The 19,184-nt window shown below is 65.0% G+C and carries 17 protein-coding genes; 10 read left to right on the top strand and 7 right to left on the bottom strand.

Translation table 11 applies throughout. The annotated features are described in order from the left end of the window. Positions 1-168: 168 nt before the first annotated feature. From JHW40_RS06110 to rnr, 4 genes are read left to right on the top strand one after another with little or no spacing between them, the layout of a single operon-like run. Entirely contained in the window at positions 169-933 is a 765-nt protein-coding gene (locus tag JHW40_RS06110) for a sulfite exporter TauE/SafE family protein (protein WP_090614893.1), read from the top strand. 3 nt (positions 934-936) lie between these two features. Next, positions 937-2,073 carry a succinyl-diaminopimelate desuccinylase gene (dapE, locus tag JHW40_RS06115; protein WP_090614896.1) on the top strand — a complete coding sequence of 379 codons (1,137 nt, stop codon included), beginning with the start codon at positions 937-939 and terminating at the stop codon, positions 2,071-2,073. Beyond that, positions 2,070-2,486, top strand: coding sequence for a GNAT family N-acetyltransferase (locus JHW40_RS06120; protein WP_090614899.1), 417 nt, complete (start codon positions 2,070-2,072; stop codon positions 2,484-2,486). Before dapE ends, JHW40_RS06120 begins: the two co-directional genes overlap by 4 nt. Before the next feature lie 45 nt (positions 2,487-2,531). After that, on the top strand, positions 2,532-4,793 hold the full coding sequence (gene rnr / locus JHW40_RS06125; protein WP_090614902.1) for a ribonuclease R: 2,262 nt from the start codon (positions 2,532-2,534) through the stop codon (positions 4,791-4,793). 78 nt (positions 4,794-4,871) lie between these two features. On the opposite strand, the gene JHW40_RS06130 is transcribed toward rnr, so the two are convergent. Both JHW40_RS06130 and JHW40_RS06135 read right to left on the bottom strand, forming a co-directional pair. Further along, a complete protein-coding gene (locus JHW40_RS06130; RefSeq protein WP_090614907.1) occupies positions 4,872-6,338 on the bottom strand; it encodes an HlyD family type I secretion periplasmic adaptor subunit in 1,467 nt (488 codons plus the stop codon). Next, entirely contained in the window at positions 6,335-8,086 is a 1,752-nt protein-coding gene (locus tag JHW40_RS06135) for a type I secretion system permease/ATPase (RefSeq protein ID WP_090614910.1), read from the bottom strand. Before JHW40_RS06135 ends, JHW40_RS06130 begins: the two co-directional genes overlap by 4 nt. A gap of 152 nt (positions 8,087-8,238) precedes the next feature. On the opposite strand from JHW40_RS06135, the gene JHW40_RS06140 reads away from it, so the two are divergent. Both JHW40_RS06140 and JHW40_RS06145 read left to right on the top strand, forming a co-directional pair. Then, a complete protein-coding gene (locus JHW40_RS06140; RefSeq protein ID WP_272849078.1) occupies positions 8,239-9,036 on the top strand; it encodes an MlaA family lipoprotein in 798 nt (265 codons plus the stop codon). Continuing rightward, a complete protein-coding gene (locus JHW40_RS06145) occupies positions 9,017-9,628 on the top strand; it encodes an MlaC/ttg2D family ABC transporter substrate-binding protein (protein ID WP_419182462.1) in 612 nt (203 codons plus the stop codon). Before JHW40_RS06140 ends, JHW40_RS06145 begins: the two co-directional genes overlap by 20 nt. 85 nt (positions 9,629-9,713) lie before the next feature. Here JHW40_RS06145 and JHW40_RS06150 read toward each other — a convergent pair whose 3' ends face one another. Next, entirely contained in the window at positions 9,714-12,002 is a 2,289-nt protein-coding gene (locus tag JHW40_RS06150) for a transglycosylase domain-containing protein (protein WP_139208211.1), read from the bottom strand. Positions 12,003-12,352: 350 nt separating this feature from the next. Between JHW40_RS06150 and JHW40_RS06155 the strand changes: the two genes are divergently transcribed. Continuing rightward, on the top strand, positions 12,353-13,672 hold the full coding sequence (locus JHW40_RS06155; RefSeq protein WP_090614918.1) for an ammonium transporter: 1,320 nt from the start codon (positions 12,353-12,355) through the stop codon (positions 13,670-13,672). Between the two features lie 71 nt (positions 13,673-13,743). Here the strand turns inward: JHW40_RS06155 and JHW40_RS06160 are convergent, their stop codons facing one another. Further along, positions 13,744-14,745: a polyprenyl synthetase family protein gene (locus JHW40_RS06160; RefSeq protein WP_090614922.1), complete on the bottom strand. Its 1,002-nt coding sequence runs from the start codon at positions 14,743-14,745 to the stop codon at positions 13,744-13,746. 75 nt (positions 14,746-14,820) lie between these two features. Between JHW40_RS06160 and JHW40_RS06165 the strand changes: the two genes are divergently transcribed. Genes JHW40_RS06165 through JHW40_RS06175 form a run of 3 tightly spaced genes read left to right on the top strand, consistent with a single transcriptional unit; the run spans position 14,821 to position 16,006 of the window. Next, positions 14,821-15,030: a putative signal transducing protein gene (locus JHW40_RS06165; protein ID WP_090614948.1), complete on the top strand. Its 210-nt coding sequence runs from the start codon at positions 14,821-14,823 to the stop codon at positions 15,028-15,030. Continuing rightward, positions 15,023-15,778: a tRNA1(Val) (adenine(37)-N6)-methyltransferase gene (locus tag JHW40_RS06170; protein WP_090614925.1), complete on the top strand. Its 756-nt coding sequence runs from the start codon at positions 15,023-15,025 to the stop codon at positions 15,776-15,778. The genes JHW40_RS06165 and JHW40_RS06170 overlap by 8 nt, the downstream gene beginning before the upstream one ends. Positions 15,779-15,796: 18 nt before the next feature. Next, a complete protein-coding gene (locus JHW40_RS06175; protein ID WP_336390106.1) occupies positions 15,797-16,006 on the top strand; it encodes a YdcH family protein in 210 nt (69 codons plus the stop codon). Positions 16,007-16,084: 78 nt separating this feature from the next. Here the strand turns inward: JHW40_RS06175 and phbB are convergent, their stop codons facing one another. The 3 genes from phbB to JHW40_RS06190 form a co-directional block, all read right to left on the bottom strand. Continuing rightward, the gene (phbB, locus tag JHW40_RS06180; protein ID WP_090614928.1) at positions 16,085-16,810 is read right to left on the bottom strand and encodes an acetoacetyl-CoA reductase; all 726 of its coding nucleotides are present in this window, start codon (positions 16,808-16,810) and stop codon (positions 16,085-16,087) included. Between the two features lie 173 nt (positions 16,811-16,983). Then, positions 16,984-18,156, bottom strand: a complete 1,173-nt coding sequence (locus JHW40_RS06185; RefSeq protein WP_272849079.1) for an acetyl-CoA C-acetyltransferase — start codon at positions 18,154-18,156, stop codon at positions 16,984-16,986. 127 nt (positions 18,157-18,283) lie between these two features. Next, entirely contained in the window at positions 18,284-19,099 is an 816-nt protein-coding gene (locus tag JHW40_RS06190; protein WP_244519114.1) for an EAL domain-containing protein, read from the bottom strand. Between the last annotated feature and the right edge of the window lie 85 nt (positions 19,100-19,184).

Here is a 19,184-nt window from a genome sequence, read left to right on the forward strand (position 1 = left end):
CCTTTTGCGGCATTGCAGCAATGGATAAAGCCTTCGCAAGCGCAGCGCAACTATAATGCGTCAACGGCGCGTGTGGCGCACAAAAATGACCAACGCGTTTACCCATTTGCCGCAAGATCAGACAATGACGGCATTTTCATTCCCGACGCCCCAAGCTAGCTTGCCGCCATGTTTGGATTGGAGCCTTGGCAGTTCTGGGCGGCGATGGCGATTACCGCCTTTTCGGGCTTCGTGAAGGGCGCGATAGGCTTTGCCATGCCGATGGTGATGATGTCGGCCTTCGGCTCGATCATGCCTGCCACAACGGCGCTGGCCGCACTGATCCTGCCGGTGCTGTTCACCAATATCCAGCAGGGCTTGCGGCAGGGACCGCAGGCGGCGCGTGAATCGGTGGTGCGGTTCCGCTGGCATATCGGCATGGTCATCGTGTTCATGCTGATCTCGGCCGGGTTCGCGACGCGGATTCCGCAATGGCTGATGTATCTGCTGCTGGGGGTGCCGATCATCGCCTTTGCGGGGTGGCAACTGGCGGGGTGGCCGTTGCAACTGCCGGTCCATCGCCAGCGCCGGGCCGAGATCGTCTCGGGCGCGGTCGGCGGGCTTTATGGTGGCGTTTCCGGGATCTGGGGGCCGCCGCTGATCGTCTATCTGCTGTCGATCGGCATCGGCAAGGCCGAACAGGTGCGGGTGCAGGGCGTCGTTTTCCTGATCGGGGCCGTGGTGCTGACCGTCGCGCATCTGTATTCCGGCGTGCTGAACGCGCAGACGCTGCCGCTGTCGGCGCTGCTGTGCCTGCCCGCCTTTGCCGGGATGCAGGCGGGCTTTCGCTTGCAGGACCGGCTGGATCTGGGGCAGTTTCGGCGCTGGACGCTTGTGCTGCTGGTGCTGACCGGGGGCAATCTGGTCCGCCGTGCCCTGGAAATTGGATTCTGACAGATGACCGACGCCGCCCGACTGACCGCCGACCTGATCCGCTGCCCCTCGGTGACGCCGACCGAAGGCGGCGCGCTGGTGCTGCTGGCCGATCTGCTGACGGAAGCGGGGTTCGAGGTGCATCGCGTCGATCGCAACGACACGCCGAACCTGTTTGCGCGCTGGGGGGCCAGGGGCGCGCGCAGCTTTGGCTTCAACGGGCATACCGATGTGGTGCCGCCGGGCGATCCGGCCTCGTGGAGCCATCCGCCCTTTGGCGGGCATCTGCATGACGGGCTGATCTGGGGCCGGGGTGCCACCGACATGAAATCGGGCGTCGCGGCCTTTGTCGCCGCCGCCATCGACTTCGTGACTGAGACCCCGCCCGATGGTGCGGTGATCCTGACCATCACCGGCGACGAGGAAGGCCCGGCGGGCGATGGCACCGTGGCGCTTCTGGACTGGATGGTCGGGCAGGGCGAGCGGATGGATGTCTGCATCGTCGGAGAGCCGTCGAACCCCGACCGGATGGGCGAGATGATCAAGATCGGGCGTCGCGGCTCGATCACCTTCCGGGTCGCGGCGCGCGGGGTGCAGGGCCATGCGGCCTATCCCCACCTGGCCAGGAACCCGCTGCATGCGCTGACCCAGTTTCTGCATGACCTGATCGCCACCCCGCTGGATCAGGGGTCCGAGCATTTCGACGCCAGCGGTTTGCAGATCACCTCAGTCGATTGCGGCAATGCGTCCTCGAACGTCATTCCCGAAACGGCGACGGCGGTCATCAATATCCGCTTCAACGACCTGCACAGCGGCGACAGCCTGATCCGCGATCTGGACGCGCGCGCGCAGGCGATCAGCGAACGCACCGGGGTCGAGCTGACCCTGTCGGCCAGCATCTCGGGCGAAAGCTTCCTGACCCGGCCCGGCCCCTTCGTCGATCTGGTCCGCGAGGTGGTCACGGCTGAAACCGGGCTTCAGCCGATCCTGTCCACCAGCGGCGGGACATCGGATGCGCGTTTCATCAAGGATCACTGTCCGGTGCTGGAATTCGGGCTGGTCGGCCATTTCATGCATCAGGTCGATGAGCGTGTCCCGGTCGAGCAGGTACATCAGCTGAAGGCGATCTATCAGCGCATCCTTGAAAGATATTTCGCATGAGGATCGAACTGGCCGCCGATGTCGATCTGTGCCGCGCGCTGCGCCGCACCGTCTTTGTCGAGGAACAGGGCGTCCCCGAGGCCGAGGAATGGGACGATCTGGACGGGCAGGCGATCCATGTTCTGGCATGGCTGGACGGTCAGCCGACCGGCACCGCCCGGATCCTGATTGACGGCCCCGTTGGCAAGATCGGCCGCGTCTGCGTTCTGCCCGCCGCCCGTGGCACCGGGCTGGGGGCGGCGCTGATCCGTGCCTCACTGGACGTTTTGCGGTTTCGCCCGGGCATCACCCATGCAAAGTTGGGCGCGCAGGTGCAGGCGATCGGCTTTTACGAAAAGCTGGGCTTTGTCGCCTGCGGAGAGCTTTATGACGATGCCGGCATTCCCCATCGCGACATGATCCGCGAACTCTAGGCCGCGCTGCCGCGTTCGGTCATATTCTTCTGTCAGGTAAGCCCCATGACCCAGATTCCCAGCAAGCAACAGATCATGGATTGGGTCGCCGAACATCCCGATGCCAATTCGAAACGTGACATCGCCAAGGCCTTCGGCATCAAGGGCGCGGCCCGGATCGAGTTGAAGCGCCTGCTGAAAGAGCTGGAGGCCGACGGACAGCTGGAACGTCGCCGCCGCCATTATCAGGATGCCGAAAAGCTGCCGCCGGTCACCATTCTGGAACTGCTGGCGCCGGACGGCTCGGGCGATCTGTTCGCCCATCCGCTGGAATGGCGGGGCGACGCACCGATGCCGCGCGTCCATTATGTCCCGCGCGAATCCGACCCGGCGCTGGGGCGCGGCGACCGCTTTCTGGCCCGTCTGATCGAGGTTCACGGCGAAGATCACCAGTATCAGGCGCGTCTGATCCGCCGCATCACCGCCTCGCCCAACCGCATCACCGGGATCTTCCGCAAGGATACCGAAGGTGGCCGCATCATGCCCATCGACAAGGGGCAGGACCGCGAATGGCGGGTGCGCGCCGATGCGACGCTGGGGGCGCAGAATGGTGAACTGGTGCAAGCCGAACAGGCCGGACCAATGGGCCGGATGGGCCTGCCGCTGGCCCGGATCATCGACCGGCTGGGCGATCCCTCGGCGCCCCGCGCCGTCAGCCTGATCGCGATCCATCAGCACGGCATCCCCGACGAATTTCCCGCAGCCGCGCTGACCGAGGCCGAAGCCGCCCGCCCCGCAAGCATGAAGGGCCGCGAGGATCTGCGCGATCTGCCACTGGTCACCATCGACCCGTCGGATGCCCGCGACCATGACGACGCGGTCGCGGCCGTCATCGAAGAGGACGGCGGCGCGACGATCTGGGTCGCCATCGCCGATGTTGCCTATTACGTCCGGCCCGGCTCGGCGCTGGACCGCGAGGCCTGGACGCGCGGCAACTCGACCTATTTCCCCGATCGCGTGGTGCCGATGCTGCCCGAGGCCCTGTCCGCCGATCTGTGCTCGTTGCATGAAGGGCAGGACCGCCCGGTCATTGCCGTCAGGATGCGGCTGGACGCCGAAGGCAACAAGATCAGCCACAATTTCCATCGCGGGATGATGAACAGCCGCGCCTCGCTGGCCTATGGTCAGGCGCAGGCAGCGGCGGACGGGCAGGCGGATGACGCCACCGCGCCGCTGATGGACAGCGTGATCCGGCCGCTGTGGCATGCCTATGGGCTGTTGGTCGAGGCCCGGCGCAGGCGGCAGCCGTTGGATCTGGAACTGCCCGAACGCCGTATCGAGCTGACCGCGGATGGCCGGGTGAAATCGGTGAATTTCCGCGAACGTCTGGATGCGCACAAGCTGATCGAGGAATTCATGGTGCTGGCCAATGTTGCCGCCGCCGAGGAACTGAACAGCCGCCGCCGCCCGCTACTGTATCGGGTGCATGAGGAGCCCTCGCTGGCCAAGATCGACGCGCTGCGCGAGGTGGCGCAGGCATCGGGATTCACGCTGGCCAAGGGGCAGGTGCTGCAAACCAGCCATCTGAACCGGCTGCTGGCACAGGCCGAGGGCAGCGATTTCGACGAGTTGATCAATATCTCGACCCTGCGGTCGATGACGCAGGCCTATTACCACCCCGAGAATTTCGGGCATTTCGGGCTGGCGTTGAAAAGCTATGCGCATTTCACCTCGCCGATCCGGCGCTATTCCGATCTGATCGTGCATCGGGCGCTGATCTCGGGTCATGGCTGGGGCGGCGGGCAGGGTGGCAAGCCCGACGGGCTGTCGGGCGGCGATGACAAGCGCCTCTCCGAGACTGCGACCCATATCAGCGAGACCGAGCGCCGCAGCATGGCCGCCGAACGCGACACGGTGGACCGTTATCTGGCGGCCTATCTGGCGGATCGCGTCGGCACCGAGATGGAAGGGCGGATCAGCGGCATCCAGCGGTTCGGCGCCTTCGTCAAGCTGGACGAGACCGGCGCCGACGGGCTGCTGCCGATCCGCGATCTGGGCCACGAATATTTCCACTTCGACCCCGATGCGCAGACGCTGATCGGCGCCGATACCGGGCTGGAAATCGGCATCGGCCAGCGCGTCACCGTGCGCCTGTCCGAAGCGATCCCGATGACAGGCGGCCTGACGCTGGAACTGGTCGAACTGGAAGGCCACCCCCTGCCGCGCGGCCCCGGCAAGGGCAAGCGCAGCCGTTCGCCTCGCCGCATGTCCACGCAGTCCCGGCTGGCCGAGGTCAAACGCGCCGCCAAACGCCGCCGCAAACGCTGACGGCGTGCGGGCCGCAAGGTCAGGTCGGGCGGAAAACTGCGCCCGATTTCTCGCAGCAGCAGCACGTTTGTGGTGTCCTTACTGTTCGCGGAAGGCGCGGCTGAAATAATCCGTCATCGGCTTCAACAGATAGTTCATCGGGCTGCGTTCGCCGGTCTGGATATAGACCTCGACCGGCATGCCGGGGATCAGCGCCATTTCGCCCAGTTTCTGCAATTCCTCGGGCGGGATGGTCACCTCGGCGCGGTAATAGGGGGTCCGCGTGGCCTCATCCACCAGCACATCGGGCGATATCCGCAGCAATTGTCCGTTGATTTCCGGCGTCGTGCGCGAGGAAAAGGCGGAAAAGCGCAGCGCGACCGGCTGGCCGATCTGGATTTCGTCGATATTGATCGTGGCGACCCGCGCGCCGATCACCAAAGGCCGGTCCTGCGGGATGATATAGAGCAGCGGATCGGCGGGCCGGATGACCGAACGCGGTGTCGTCACCTGAAGGTCATAGACCAGACCCGATACCGGCGCGCGGATTTCCAGACGGTTGATCTGCTCGGTCAGGGCGCGGCGGCGTTCGGCCAGTTCCAACTCGCGATAGCCCAGATCGCGCAGTTGCGTTTCGGCATCCTCGCGGCGTTCGGCGCCAAGGCGCAGGCGCTGGATGTCCAACTCGCTCTGCCGGGTTTCGGCAGAGGCGCGGCTGGCCTGCAATTCGCCCAGTTCGCCGTCGATGCGCGCCGCCTCGCGTTGCAGGGCCAGCACGCGCGAGGCCTGCGCCAGCCCGCGTGCCAGCAGCGATTCCTGATCGGTCAGTTCCCGGCCGATCAGGACGCCCTGCTGGCGGATGGCGGTGATCTGCGCGTCGATGCCGTCGATCTGCGAACCGATCTGTTCGGTCTGCCGGGCCAGCTGTTCCAACGATTGCTCCAGCGTATAGTTGCGGGTGTCGAACAGGCTGCGCTGTCCCTGTACCAGCGATGCCAGTTCGGGATTGGTTTCGGCGGCATCCAGCAATTCCTGCGGGAAGACGATGTCTTCCGAGGCGTCGCGCTCGGCCTCCAGCCGCCCGCGGCGGGCGAGGATCTCGAAATACTGGCTTTCGACGATGGACAGTTCGGGCCGCAGCAATGTGCCGTCCAGCAGGATCAGCGGCTGCCCGGCCTCGACCTGCTGGCCATCGGTGACGGTGATCGTCTGCACCACACCGCCATCGGGATGCTGGACCACCTGCCGTTGCTGTTCGACCTCGACCTGACCCTGCGCCACGACCGCCCCCGAGATGCGGCTTTGCAGCGCCCAGAGGGTGAAGCCACCCAGCAGGACGAGAATTGCGATCAGGCCGAACGTGACCGCGCCACGCACCGGCCAGCGCCCGGCATCGGGCACCGAAATCGGCGGCGGAGGCGGCAGCGGATCGGCGGGCGGCACGTCGCCTGCGCGCAGGGCGGCCTTGCGCCGCGCCGCGCCTTCGGGGCCGGGGGCGCCCTTCAGCACCTCGGCCGGGATGGCGGGCTTGCGGTCGTCGGGATTGCCGGGGCTGTCGCTGCTCATGCCACGCCTCCGCCCTGACCGGTTTCCTGCGCCTTGAGGATCTGCGCCGAGTTCTGGACCATCTTGCGCAGCACATCGTCGCGCGGCCCGAAGGCGCGCATCACGCCCTGTTCCATGACCATCAGCACCTCACATTCGTTGATCGCGGCGGGGCGGTGGGCCATGATCACCACCGCACCGCCCTGCGCCTTGATGCGGCGGATGGCCATGTTCAGCGCCTCGGAACCCTGATTGTCGAGGTTCGAGTTCGGCTCGTCCAGCACCAGCAGCACCGGATCGGGATAGAGCGCGCGGGCAAGGCCGATGCGCTGGATCTGCCCGCCGGAAAGCCGGTTCCCGGTCTGGGTGATGCGAGTGTCATAGCCCTGCGGCATGTCCAGAATCATCTGGTGCGCGGCGGCGGCCCGGGCGGCCCGCACGACCCGGTCAGGGTCCGGTTGCGCGGCCAGTCGGGCGATGTTTTCGGCGATGGTGCCGTCGAACAGCGTCACCTTTTGCGGCAGATAGCCGATCAGCTGACCCAGAACGTCCGGGTGATACTGATCCAGCGTCGCACCGCCCAAACGGATCGAACCCACGCCCACCGGCCAGGCACCGATCAGGGCGCGCGCCAATGTGGACTTGCCAGCGCCGGACGGGCCGATGACCCCCAGCGCCTGACCCGGTGCCACGTCGAAACCGACCCCGCGGATCGAGGCGACATTCTGGCCCGGCGGCGCGACGCTAAGCTGGCGCACCTCCAGCCGGGCTTCGGGACGGGGCAGGGCGGTGCGTTCGATCTCGGCCGGTTGACGGCTGAGCAGGTGGCCCAGACGTTCCCAGCCGTCCTGTGCGGCCTGCACCAGTGCCCAGCCGCCCACCAGCTGGTCGATGGGGGCCAGCGCCCGGCCCATCATGATCGAGCCCGCGATCATCGCGCCCGGCGTCAGTTCCTGCCGCAGCACCAGCCATGCGCCGGCGGCCAGCATGGCGCTTTGCAGAAACAGCCGGAAAGTCTTGGAAAAGACGGTAAACCCCGAGGACAGATCGCCCCCGCGCACCGCCTGCGCCTGCGCCTCGGCCCGCGCCTGACGCCAGCGCCCGTGGGTCGCGCTGCGCATGCCAAGGGCGCTGATCACCTCGCCCTCGTCGCGGTACAGGTCGGCCATGCGCTGTGCCGTCGCGCTGGCCTGCATCGACCGTTGCAGCGGATCGCGGTTGAAGTGGCGGCTGCAGATGGTGACGACCACCAGAATCGCGCCGCCGACCGTGGCCACCACGCCCAGCAGCGGGTGGAAGATATAGATCGCCGCCAGAAACAGCGGCGCCCAGGGAATATCGAATATCGCCAGCAGCACCGGAGAGCCGATGAAACGCTGCACCGAATCAAGATCGCGCATCCCGCTGGCGGTCGCCGCGGCCTCATTGCCCGAGGCCGCCCCTTCGCGCAGGGCGGCGATGAACACCCGCCCCTCGACCCGGTCCTGAAACCGCGCGGCGATTCGCTGCGTGACCCGGTTGCGCGCGAAATCGACGATGCCCATCAGCAGAAACAGGAATGTGACCAGCACGAACAGCGCGGTCAGCGTCTCGACCGATTGCGAGGCCAGAACGCGGTCATAGACCTGCAACATGAACAGCGGTCCCGTCAGCATCAGCAGGTTGACCACGGCCGAAAACAGCCCGACCGCAAGGAAAAGCCAGAAGCCCGTCGCGCGGGCCTTGCGCAATTCGCGGATGCCGTCGCCTGCAACGGGCGCCTTACTCATGAACCACCTGCTTTCAAAAAACCGCCTGGACACGGATTGCGGCCTTGTCGCCCGCATCCGGCAGCATTATCCCCGAATCGAACCGTTGCGCCAGTCTGTTGCCGTCCTTGCCGATATAATGCTCTTGTAACGTGGAAAAGTTAGGAAATTCTTTGCGCCGAAGCCGCAGTCGTTTTCTGCCGATCGGATTGCTGCTGTTGCTGGCGGCTTGCGCCTCGGACCCCGCGATGCAGGACGGCACGATGGTCAACGACCCGTATGAGGCGTCGAACCGCCGGACGCATGAATTCAACAAATCGCTGGACAATGCCGTTATCGGGCCCGTTTCACGGGCCTTTTCAGGTGGTTCCGAAAAGAAACGTGACGGGCAGGGTGGTGGCGTATCCGGCGCGGTGGCGAATGTCGGGGCGAACCTGTCGCTGCCGGGCAAGATCGTCAATCACCTGCTGCAAGGCCGTCCCGGCCCGGCGATCCGCAATGGCTTCCGCTTTGCGGTGAACTCGACCATCGGGCTGGGCGGGGTGCTTGATCCGGCGGGCGCCGATTTCGGCCTGTCTGAGGCCGATACCGATTTCGGCGAGACGCTGGCTGTCTGGGGCGTGGGCGAGGGCGCCTATCTGGAACTGCCGGTTCTGGGGCCCTCGACGCAGCGCGATGCGGCGGGCAAGGTGGTCGATCTGGTGCTGGACCCGTTGAACCATGTGCTGAACGATCGGCAGGCTTTCGCCGCCTTTGGCCTGCGCGCGGCAGGCAAGATGGCGGATCGGGCGCGGTTCGGTGATACGATTGACGGTGTCCTGCAAGGTTCGGCCGACAGCTATGCGCAGACTCGGTTGATCTGGCTGATGCACCGACGCCATGAACTGGGAGAGGAGGGCGATGCCTTTGACCCATATGCCACTGACGACGACGCGGCCATCGACCCTTATGATGACCCCTACGCGCCCTGACCGGCGACGGGTGCTGACGCTGATGGCCGGGGCCGCTGCGCTGGCGCTGCTGCCGGTCGATCGGGTCTGGGCGCTGGACACGACCGAGGCCCGGGCGCTGATCGAAACCTCGTTGGGCGAGGTTTATCAGGTCATCAATTCCGGTCAGCCCCCCGAACAGATGTATCGCGATTTCGAGGCGATCTTCGTGCGCCATGCCGATGTCGATGTGATCGCCAGATCGGCACTGGGCCCTGTCGCCCGCCAGACCGGGGCGGCGGAATTCGCGGCCTATAAACAGGCGTTTCAGGGATATATCGGTCGCAAATACGGCAAACGCTTCCGCGAATTCATCGGGTCAAAGATCGAGGTCGGGCAGGCCCGCCCGGTCAAGAGCTTCTTCGCCGTCTCCTCGACCGCCTACCTGAACGGTCGCGCGCCGATGGAGGTGGAATGGCATGTGTCCGACAGATCCGGGCGCAGCCTGTTCTTCAACATCATCATCGAGGGCATCAACATGCTGGCCAGCGAGCGGGCCGAGATCGCGGCGATGTTGTCGCGGCGCAATGGCGATATCGCCGGGCTGACGGCGGATCTGCAACAGGCGGGATAGGCGTCGGGTGTTCCGCCGCAAACCAAACGGAAAACGCCCCGCCTGATCGGCGGGGCGTTTGCGTCTTTTGCGCAAAGAAAGGCGGTCAGGTGCCGCCCAGAATTCCGTTCAGCGCCCGGCTGAGGGCATCGTCGCTGTCTGCGGAATTGGTGTTGCCGGGGGTCTGGGGGGCCTGACCCTGCGGGGTTTCGCCCGGAGCGGTGATGACCCGGCCCCCGCCCTGACCGCCACCGTTCGACATGGCGCCGGCCAGTGCCGCCGCCAGCGGATCATCGGCCGAGCCAGAGGTCACGACGCGGGGCATGCCCTCGCCCGACATGACGATACCGCTGCCGTCGGGCGATACGGTGGACAGCGGCAGGACCGGCAGCCCCTCGTGGATTTCGGACATGACCGCCTGCCAGATCTCGGCAGGCAGGCCGCCGCCGGTCACGCCTTTCAGCGGCGTGTTGTCGTCATAGCCCATCCAGACGCCGGTCACATATTGCTCGGTAAAGCCAACGAACCAGGCATCGCGATAGCTGGAGGTGGTGCCGGTCTTGCCTGCCGCCGGGCGGTCCAGTTTGGCGCGGCCGCCGGTGCCGCTGTCGATCACCTGGCTCATCATATAGATCAACTGGCCCGCCGCGCGCTGGCTCAGCACCCTTTCGCCAAAGCCGCCGGCCTGCCCCATCAGCGGCTGGTCGTCGCTGCCAAGGCGCAGTTCGATCAGGCCATAGGGTGCAACCGAAGTGCCGCCGTTGCGGATCCCCGCATAGGCGCCGGTCAGTTCCAGCAGCGTCGCCTCGGAGGCACCCAGCCCCAGCGAGGGGCTGGTGGTCAGGTTGCTGACGATGCCGAAATCATGGGCGACGCGGCGTACCTGATCGCGGCCGACGGTTTCCTGCAACCGGATCGTCGCCGTGTTCAGCGAGTTCTTGAGCGCCGTGGTCAGCGTCACCGGCCCGGAATAGCGGCGGGTATAGTTCTGCGGCGACCACGGGCTGGAGCCGCGGATATGGATCGTCAGCGGCGCGTCCTGCACGATGTCCGAGGGCGAATAGCCGGCTTCCAGCGCGGCGCCGAAGACGAAGGGCTTGAAGCTGGATCCGGTCTGCCGTTTCGCCTGCGTGGCGCGGTTGAACGTGCCTTGCGCGGTGTTGTCGCGCCCGCCGACCATGGCGCGCACGGCGCCATCCGCCGACATGACGACGACCGCCGCCTGCGCCTTCGAGCCCTCATCGACCTTTTCGTCAAAGACCCGCTGCAACGCGCGTTCGGCGGCGCGCTGGATGCGTTGGTCAAAGGTGGTCTTGATGGTGACGTCTTCAGTCGTTTCCGTGGTCAGGAAACCCGGACCTGTCTCCATCACCCAATCGGCGAAGTAACCGCCGGCGCGTGCCGCCGCCGCCTGCGACAGACGCGCGGGATTGGCGCGGGCCTCGGCCAGTTCGGTCTGATCCAGATAGTTCTGTTCGGCCATCAGCCCCAGAATCACATTGGCGCGGTCCTGGCTGCGCTGAAGGTTCGCGGTCGGCGCGTAATAGCTGGGCGCGCGCAGCAGGCCGGCCAGCATCGCGGCCTCGGCGGCGTTCACTTCGGATGCGGGCTTGTTGAAATAACGCTGGCTGGCGGCCTCGAAGCCGCGCGCGCCTGCGCCCAGATAGGACCGGTTCATATAGATGTTGAGGATGTCGTCCTTGGAATACTTGGCTTCCAGCGCGAAAGAGAACGGAACCTCCTTGACCTTGCGCCACAGGCTGGTTTCGCGGCAATCGGCCTCGAACTCGGCCTCGTTCTTCCAGCGGATCGGGTCGAAGCTGTCGCCAAGGCACAGCAGTTTCGCGACCTGCTGGGTGATGGTCGAGCCGCCATGACCTTCCAGCGGGCCGCGCCCGGCGGCCATGTTGATGCTGACGGCGCTGGCGATGCCGCGCGGGCTGATGCCCATATGGCCATAGAAACGGCGATCCTCGGTCGCGATCACGGCCTCTTTCAGGACCGGGGCGATCTTGTCGCTGCTGACCATGCCGAAGGTCTCGCCCCGCCAGGCAAAGACGCGCCCCTCGCGGTCCATCATGGTGACAGAGCCGCGGGCGCGCCCGTCGAACAGCGCCTGCGCCTCGGGCAGGCCGACGAAGTAATAGGCCGTGGCTGCGCCCAGAATCAGCGCGAAGACCATCGCCAGACGCCACAGAGAGCCCCAGATGATCCGCCAGATCAGCGTCACCGTGCCCGCCACGCCGCGCACGACGACATTGCCGCGTTTTGGCGCAGGCTTGCGCTTGCGATGGATTTTCGCCTTGGTTTTGGCGGTGTTCGCGTCCGCGAAGCTGCGCTTGTCGGCAACGGGGCTGCGGCCCGTGCGCTTCGGAGTGCCGGTGGGTCTTTTCATGCCTGCTTTCCTGCCCGGCCGATTGCTCCGGCCAAATTGCTGGCAAGCATACATGAAGTTTCTGCCCGATGGAATTAGGCTGACCAATCCGTGAAGGGACCCGGTGCAGGGTTGTGCCGGGCGTCGCCACTTGCCCCTGCGGCAGAATCGGCACCCCTGCCCGAAGGCCGGGCAGGCCGGACAAATCCTGCGCCGGATATGGGCATGAACCGCCATATGCTGCCCGTTTCGCGGGCAGATGATGTTTCAAAGCGGGCAGGTGCCGCCCCCGCCTTGTGCCGCGGCGTTCGGATTCACGATCAAAGGTCGATGACAGCCCCAGCGGCTGTGCCACGGAAGTGAGGTAACAGATGAAAAAGACCCTCCCGCTTGTCGCAATGCTTGTGGCGATCGCGGCGGCCCCTGCCCTGGCGCAGGATGCGGCGCCTGCGGAAGCTGTCAGCGCCGATGTCTATTATATCTTCAACACATTGCTGTTTCTGATCGGCGCGTTTCTGGTGATGTGGATGGCGGCCGGTTTCGCCATGCTGGAGGCCGGGCTGGTCCGGTCCAAGAACGTCACTACGCAGCTGTTCAAGAATGTCGGCGTCTTCGGCATCGCCGGGCTGATGTACTGGATTCTGGGCTATAACCTGATGTATCCGGGCGACTGGACCATCGGCGGCGTGATCGGAGAGATCTTCAGCCCCAAGACCATCGACGCGGTGGCCAGCGGGGTGGTCGATGACGGCTATTCCTCGGGGTCGGATTTCATCTTCCAGCTGATGTTCTGCGCCACCACCGCCTCGATCGTGTCGGGCACCGTGGCCGAGCGGATCCGCGTCTTTCCCTTCCTGATCTTCACCGTGGTGTTGACCGGGGTGATCTATCCCATCGAGGCAAGCTGGCAATGGGGCGAGGGCTGGCTGTCGGATATGGGCTTTTCCGACTTTGCCGGATCGACGCTGGTTCATGCGACTGGCGGTTTCGCGGCGCTGGCGGGCGCCATCGTGCTGGGTGCGCGCCACGGCAAATATCGCGCCGACGGGCGGGTGCAGGCCATGCCGGGGTCGAACCTTGCGCTGGCCACGCTGGGTACCTTCATCCTGTGGCTGGGCTGGTTCGGCTTCAATGGCGCATCGCAACTGGCCATCGGGTCGGTGAATGACGCCGCCGATGTCAGCCGGGTTTTCGTGAATACCAATATGGCCGCCTCTGCCGGGGTCGTTGTCGCGATCATCTGCTGCCATCTGCGCTATGGCAGGGTGGACCTGACCATGGTGCTGAACGGGGCGCTGGCCGGGCTGGTCTCGATCACCGCCGAGCCGCTGTTTCCCTCGATCTTCGGCGCGGTGCTGATCGGCGGCGTGGGTGGCATGATCGCGGTCTTTGCGGTGCCGCTGCTGGACCGCTTCAAGATCGACGACGTGGTCGGCGCCATTCCGGTTCACCTGATCGCCGGGATCTGGGGCACGCTGATCGTTCCGGCCTCGAACCCCGATACCAGCTATGTCACGCAGCTGATCGGCGTCGTCGCCATCGGAGGCTTCGTCTTCATCGCCAGCTTCATCGTCTGGAGCGTGCTGAAGGCCACCGTCGGTATCCGCGCGGATCAGGAAGCCGAAATCAACGGGCTGGATATCAGCGAGATGAGCATGGAAGCCTATCCCGACTTCGTGCAGGCAAAATAGAAGGGGTCTCTTCCCGGGACGGGGGCGGGCTGCGCAAGCGGTCCGCCCCTTTTGTCATCGGCTTCGAGGAATCAGGCGACCCGGCTGACGACGAAATCGGCCAGATCGGACAGCATGTCGCGGATCGGATGTTCGGGCAGCAGCTGCAAGGCGGTCTTGGCGCGTCCGGCCCAGTCCAGTGCATCGGTGCGCGCCGCCTGCATCGCACCGTGACGGGCCAGCAGGCTCAGCGCGTGATCCAGATCGCCGTCGCGCTGGTCGCCCCGCTCAATGGTGCGGGACCAGAATTCACGCTCGGCCTGATCGGCGCGGGCCACGGCCTTGATCACCGGCAGGGTCAGTTTGCGTTCGCGGAAATCGTCGCCGATATTCTTGCCGATGGTTTCGGCCGCGCCGCCGTAATCCAGCAGGTCATCGACGATCTGGAAGGCGATCCCCAGCGCATCGCCGTAATCGAACAGCGCCTGCACCTGCGGGGCGGGTGCGCCCGCGATCACGCCACCGACTTCGGTCGCGGCGGAAAACAGCGCCGCCGTCTTGCCCCGGATTACCTGCAGATAGACGGCCTCATCGGTGCGCAGATCCTGCGCGGCGGTCAGTTGCAGCACCTCGCCCTCAGCGATGGTGGCGCTGGCATTGGCGAGGATTTCCAGTGTGCGCAGATTTCCCGGCTCGACCATCAACTGGAAGCTGCGCGCGAACAGATAGTCGCCCACCAGCACGCTGGATTTGTTGTCCCACAGCAGATTGGCCGTCGGCCGTCCGCGCCGCTGGCGGCTTTCATCGACCACATCGTCATGCAGCAGGGTCGCCGTATGGATGAACTCGACCGTCGCGGCCAGATGGATGTGATATTCGCCCGGATAGTCCAGCAGCTTTGCCGCCGCCAGCGTCAGCATCGGGCGCAGCCGCTTGCCGCCGGCCTCGATCAGATGGGCGGTGACTTCGGGGATGCGCGGCGCGTGCCGGCTGGACATGCGGTCGCGGATCAGCGCGTTCACCGCCTCCATCTCGGCTGAAAGCGCGGCGGACAGCCGGTCCAGCGGTTTACGGACGTTTTCGTTCACACCCATTGGCAAACCCCGTTTCTGCGCGCATGGATTGCCATGCCATCGACAATTTCGCAACCGCCCCCTAGGCTTTTGTTCATGAAAGAACTCTTCCGCAGCAACGATCCCATCCGCATTTCGCGCGTCCTTGGCCTGCTTGACGCCGAGGGCATCGCCGCGTTCGAGCTGGACCAGCATATGAGCATCCTCGACGGCTCGATCGGCATTCTGCCGCGCCGGGTGATGGTTGCCGACCGCGACGAATTCGTTGCCCGCGCGATCCTGAAGGATCTGGGGCTGGATGACTGACATCCGGCAGGACGGTTTTCTGGGCGGGCGGCTGCGGATCGCCCAGCCAGTGCGGGGCTATCGCTCGGGCGCGGATGCGGTGATGCTGGCCGCCGCCTGCACGGCGCAGGCGGGTCAGACGGTGCTGGAGCTGGGCTGCGGGGCGGGGGTGGCCAGCCTGTGTCTGGGCTGGCGCGTGCCGGGCGTGGTGCTGGCCGGGATCGAACGCCAGCCCGATTACGCGGCACTGGCGCGCGACAATGCGCAGGGCAACGGGATCAACCTGAGCGTGCATGAAGGCGCGTTGGAGGCGATGCCCGAGGCATTGCGTGCCCGCAGTTTCGATCATGTCATCGCCAACCCTCCCTATTTCACCGGCGGAACGGCGGGACCCGATGCGGGCCGCGCCATCGCCCGGCAGGAAAAGACACCGTTGGAGCTGTGGCTTGATGTCGCACTGAAACGGCTGAAACCGGGCGGCTCGCTCAGCTTCATCCAGCGCGCGGATCGTCTGGACGGGTTGATTTCGGCGCTGGGAACCCGCGCTGGCGGCATCGTCATCCTGCCCATAGCGGCGCGCGCGGGGCGCGAGGCGGGCCGTATCATCCTGACCGCACGCAAGGGAACGCGCGCGCCGCTGCGGCTGCTGGCGCCTTTCGTCATGCATGAATCGGCCCGGCATTTGCGCGACGCAGAGGATCTGACCGCCGCCGCATCCGCCGTTTTGCGCGATGGTGCGGCGCTCACGTCTCTGTTTGCGAAAGATTAGTGACAGAATCGCTTATCTATGCTGCAATCGATTCGTTCAACACAACCATTAGAGGAGGACATGATGTCGGTAGCTTCGCATGTTGAGGAACTACGCAGGAAACATCGTGTACTGTCTGAAGCTGTCGAGAAAGCCCAGAGCAGCCCAGGTACCAACGACCTTGAGATCGTGGCGATGAAGCGCGAAAAGCTTCGTCTGAAGGAACAGATCTCGCGCCTGGCGCATTGAACGGTTGAACCAAGGGATTGAAAAAGCGGCCCGTGCGATGCGCGGGCCGCTTGCTTTCAGGGGGTTGGACCCAAAGGGTCAGACGAAGAACTGCCCGCCATTGGCGCTGATGGTTGATCCGGTGATGAAGCCGGCATCGTCCGAGGCCAGAAAGACCACGCAGCGGGCGATTTCCTCGGGCTCGCCCAGACGACCGACGGGGATTTGCGGGATGATCCGTTCGTTCAGGACCTTTTCGTCGATGGCGCGGACCATTTCCGTGCCGATATAGCCGGGGCAGATCGCGTTGACGGTAATGCCCGCGCGCGCGCCTTCCTGCGCCAGGGCTTTGGTAAAGCCCAGATCGCCCGCCTTGGCCGCCGAATAGTTGGCCTGCCCGGCCTGACCCTTCTGCCCGTTGATCGAGCTGATATTGATGACGCGGCCGAACTTGCGGTCGCGCATGCCGCCCCAGACCGGATGGGTCATGTTGAAGACGCCCGACAGGTTGGTGTCGATCACCTCTTTCCACTGTTGCGGCGTCATCTTGTGGAACATGGAATCGCGGGTGATGCCGGCATTGTTCACCAGAACGGCGACCGGGCCCAGATCATCCTCGACCTGTTTGATGCCCGCCGCGCAGGCGTCGTAATCGGCCACCGACCATTTATAGGTCTTGATGCCGGTTTCCTCGGTAAAGGCTTTGGCAGCGTCGTCATTGCCCGCGTAATTGGCCGCGACGGTATAGCCCGCCGCCTGCAACGCCTTTGAAATGGCGGCACCAATCCCCCGCGAACCGCCGGTAACCAACGCAACTTTCGACATATCTTTCCTCCGGGCTCAGAACTTCCGTAACCTTGCTACCGAAATGAATGTCGATGCGCAAGAATATTACCTGAAATGACGTGTTGTGGTCAGAATAAAACCTTGCTTTGCGACCCCGCCCTTCTTCAGGCGGGGCCGCAAATCGCACTGTCTCAGCGTTCAGCGTTCAGCGTTCAGCGTTCGAGGCAGAGGGCGACGCCCATGCCGCCGCCGATGCACAGGGTGGCGAGGCCCTTTTTCGCGTCGCGGCGCTTCATCTCGAACAGCAGCGTGTTCAGGATGCGGCAGCCCGAGGCGCCGATCGGGTGGCCGATGGCGATGGCGCCGCCGTTCACGTTCACGATCGCCGGGTCCCAGCCCATGTCCTTGTTGACGGCGCAGGCCTGCGCGGCGAAGGCCTCGTTCGCCTCGACCAGATCCAGATCGCCGACCGACCAACCGGCCTTTTCCAGCGCCTTGCGGCTGGCCGGGATCGGGCCGGTGCCCATGATCGCCGGGTCCAGACCCGCCGTCGCATAGGATGCGATGCGCGCCAGCGGCGTCAGACCGCGACGGCTGGCCTCATCCTCGGTCATCACCATCACCGCGGCGGCGCCGTCATTCAGCCCCGAGGCATTGGCGGCGGTCACGCTGCCATCCTTGGCAAAGGCCGGGCGCAGCTTCTGCATCGCCTCCAGCGTGGCGCCGTGGCGGATATATTCATCCTTGTCCACGGTCACCTCGCCCTTACGGGTCTTGACGGTATAGGCCATGATCTCGTCATCGAACCGGCCCGCCTTCTGCGCCTCTTCGGCCTTGTTCTGCGAGGCGACGGCGAATTCATCCTGCTGGTCGCGGGTGATGCCCCATTTCTCGGCCACGTTTTCGGCGGTCTGGCCCATGTGATAGTTGTTGAAGGCGTCCCACAGCCCGTCGCGGATCATGGTATCGACCATCTGCATGTCGCCCATCTTCTGCCCGGCGCGCAGATAGGCGGCATGGGTCGACAGCGACATGCTTTCCTGTCCGCCCGCCAGAACGATGGCGGCATCGCCCAGCACCACCTGCTGCGCGGCCAGCGCCACCGCCCGCAGGCCCGAGCCGCAGACCTGATTGAGCAGCCACGCGGCGGATTCCTGCGGCAGCCCGGCATTGATATGCGCCTGACGCGCGGGGTTCTGCCCCTGTGCGGCGGTCAGCACCTGTCCCAGGATCGTCTCGCTGATTTCGGACGGATCGACGCCGGCGCGGGCCACGACCTCTTTCAGCACCGCGGCGCCAAGATCATGCGCCGGGATATTCGCGAAAGATCCCAGAAAACTGCCGACCGGCGTGCGGGCGGCGGAAACAATTACGGCTTTGGTCATGATGGGCTCCCCTTGCCTTGCCGCCGGAAGTTCCGGCGAATCGTGTCAAGGATGCGGTTTCATGACCCGGCGTCAAGGCGCGGACAACCATGAAGGGCGCCGTTAACGTATGACATGGCCAATGGAATCATCGCCGCGCGACCGAGGGCGGGTTCTTCCATGGCGGCGCGATGGTCGGCGCGCCGAAATAATAGCCCTGAAGGCAGTCGATCCCCATTTCGATCAGGAAGGCTGCGTCTTCGGCGGTTTCGACCGATTCGGCGATGGTGAACATGTCGAAATGATGGGCGATGGACATCAGCGCTCGGGTCAGCACCTGATTGTCGGCATGCTGTGCGATGTCGCGGATGAACTGGCCGTCGATCTTGATCATGTCAAAGCAGAAATCGCGCAGATAGCGGAACGAGGTATAGCCCGCGCCGAAATCGTCCAGCGCCAGACTGATGCCGTGTTCGCGCACCTCCCGCATGAAGCCGTGGACCTGATCGGGCATCCCCATGGCCGAGCTTTCGGTGATCTCCAGTATCAGCCTTTCGCCGACATCGGCCTGGGCCAGCCCCTGCCGCAGGGTGCGGATCCAGTCGGGGCAACTGATCGAACGCGCCGACATGTTCACCGCCAGACGCAGCGATGGATCATTGGCCAGATCGCGCAGCCCCAGCCCCAGCGACAGGCAGTCGATCTGGCGTCCCAGTTCGGTGCGTTCGGCCAGCGGCATGAAGTCCTTCAGCGGAATGATCCGGCCGGTATCGTCGATGATGCGGATCAGCCCCTCAAAATAGGCCGCGCGGTCGGTGCGGCTGGCCTGCACGATCGGCTGATAGGCCAGCACGCCATTGCCCTTTTCCACCGCCGCGCGAACCGCGGGCATGGTGATGCGGTCCTGCTTGCCGATCGCGTATTCAAGCGGGGAACCGCTGTCGAAAGAGTTGCCGTCGGTCACATCTTGCCTCTGGATGGTTTTCCTGCACTGTGACGATCATGGCTTAATTTGCTGTAAAGATGCAGGGATTTCTGGACTCAGGGTT

The sequence above is a fragment of the Paracoccus alcaliphilus genome, from assembly GCF_028553725.1.
In the GTDB taxonomy this organism is placed as follows: Bacteria; Pseudomonadota; Alphaproteobacteria; order Rhodobacterales; family Rhodobacteraceae; genus Paracoccus; species Paracoccus alcaliphilus.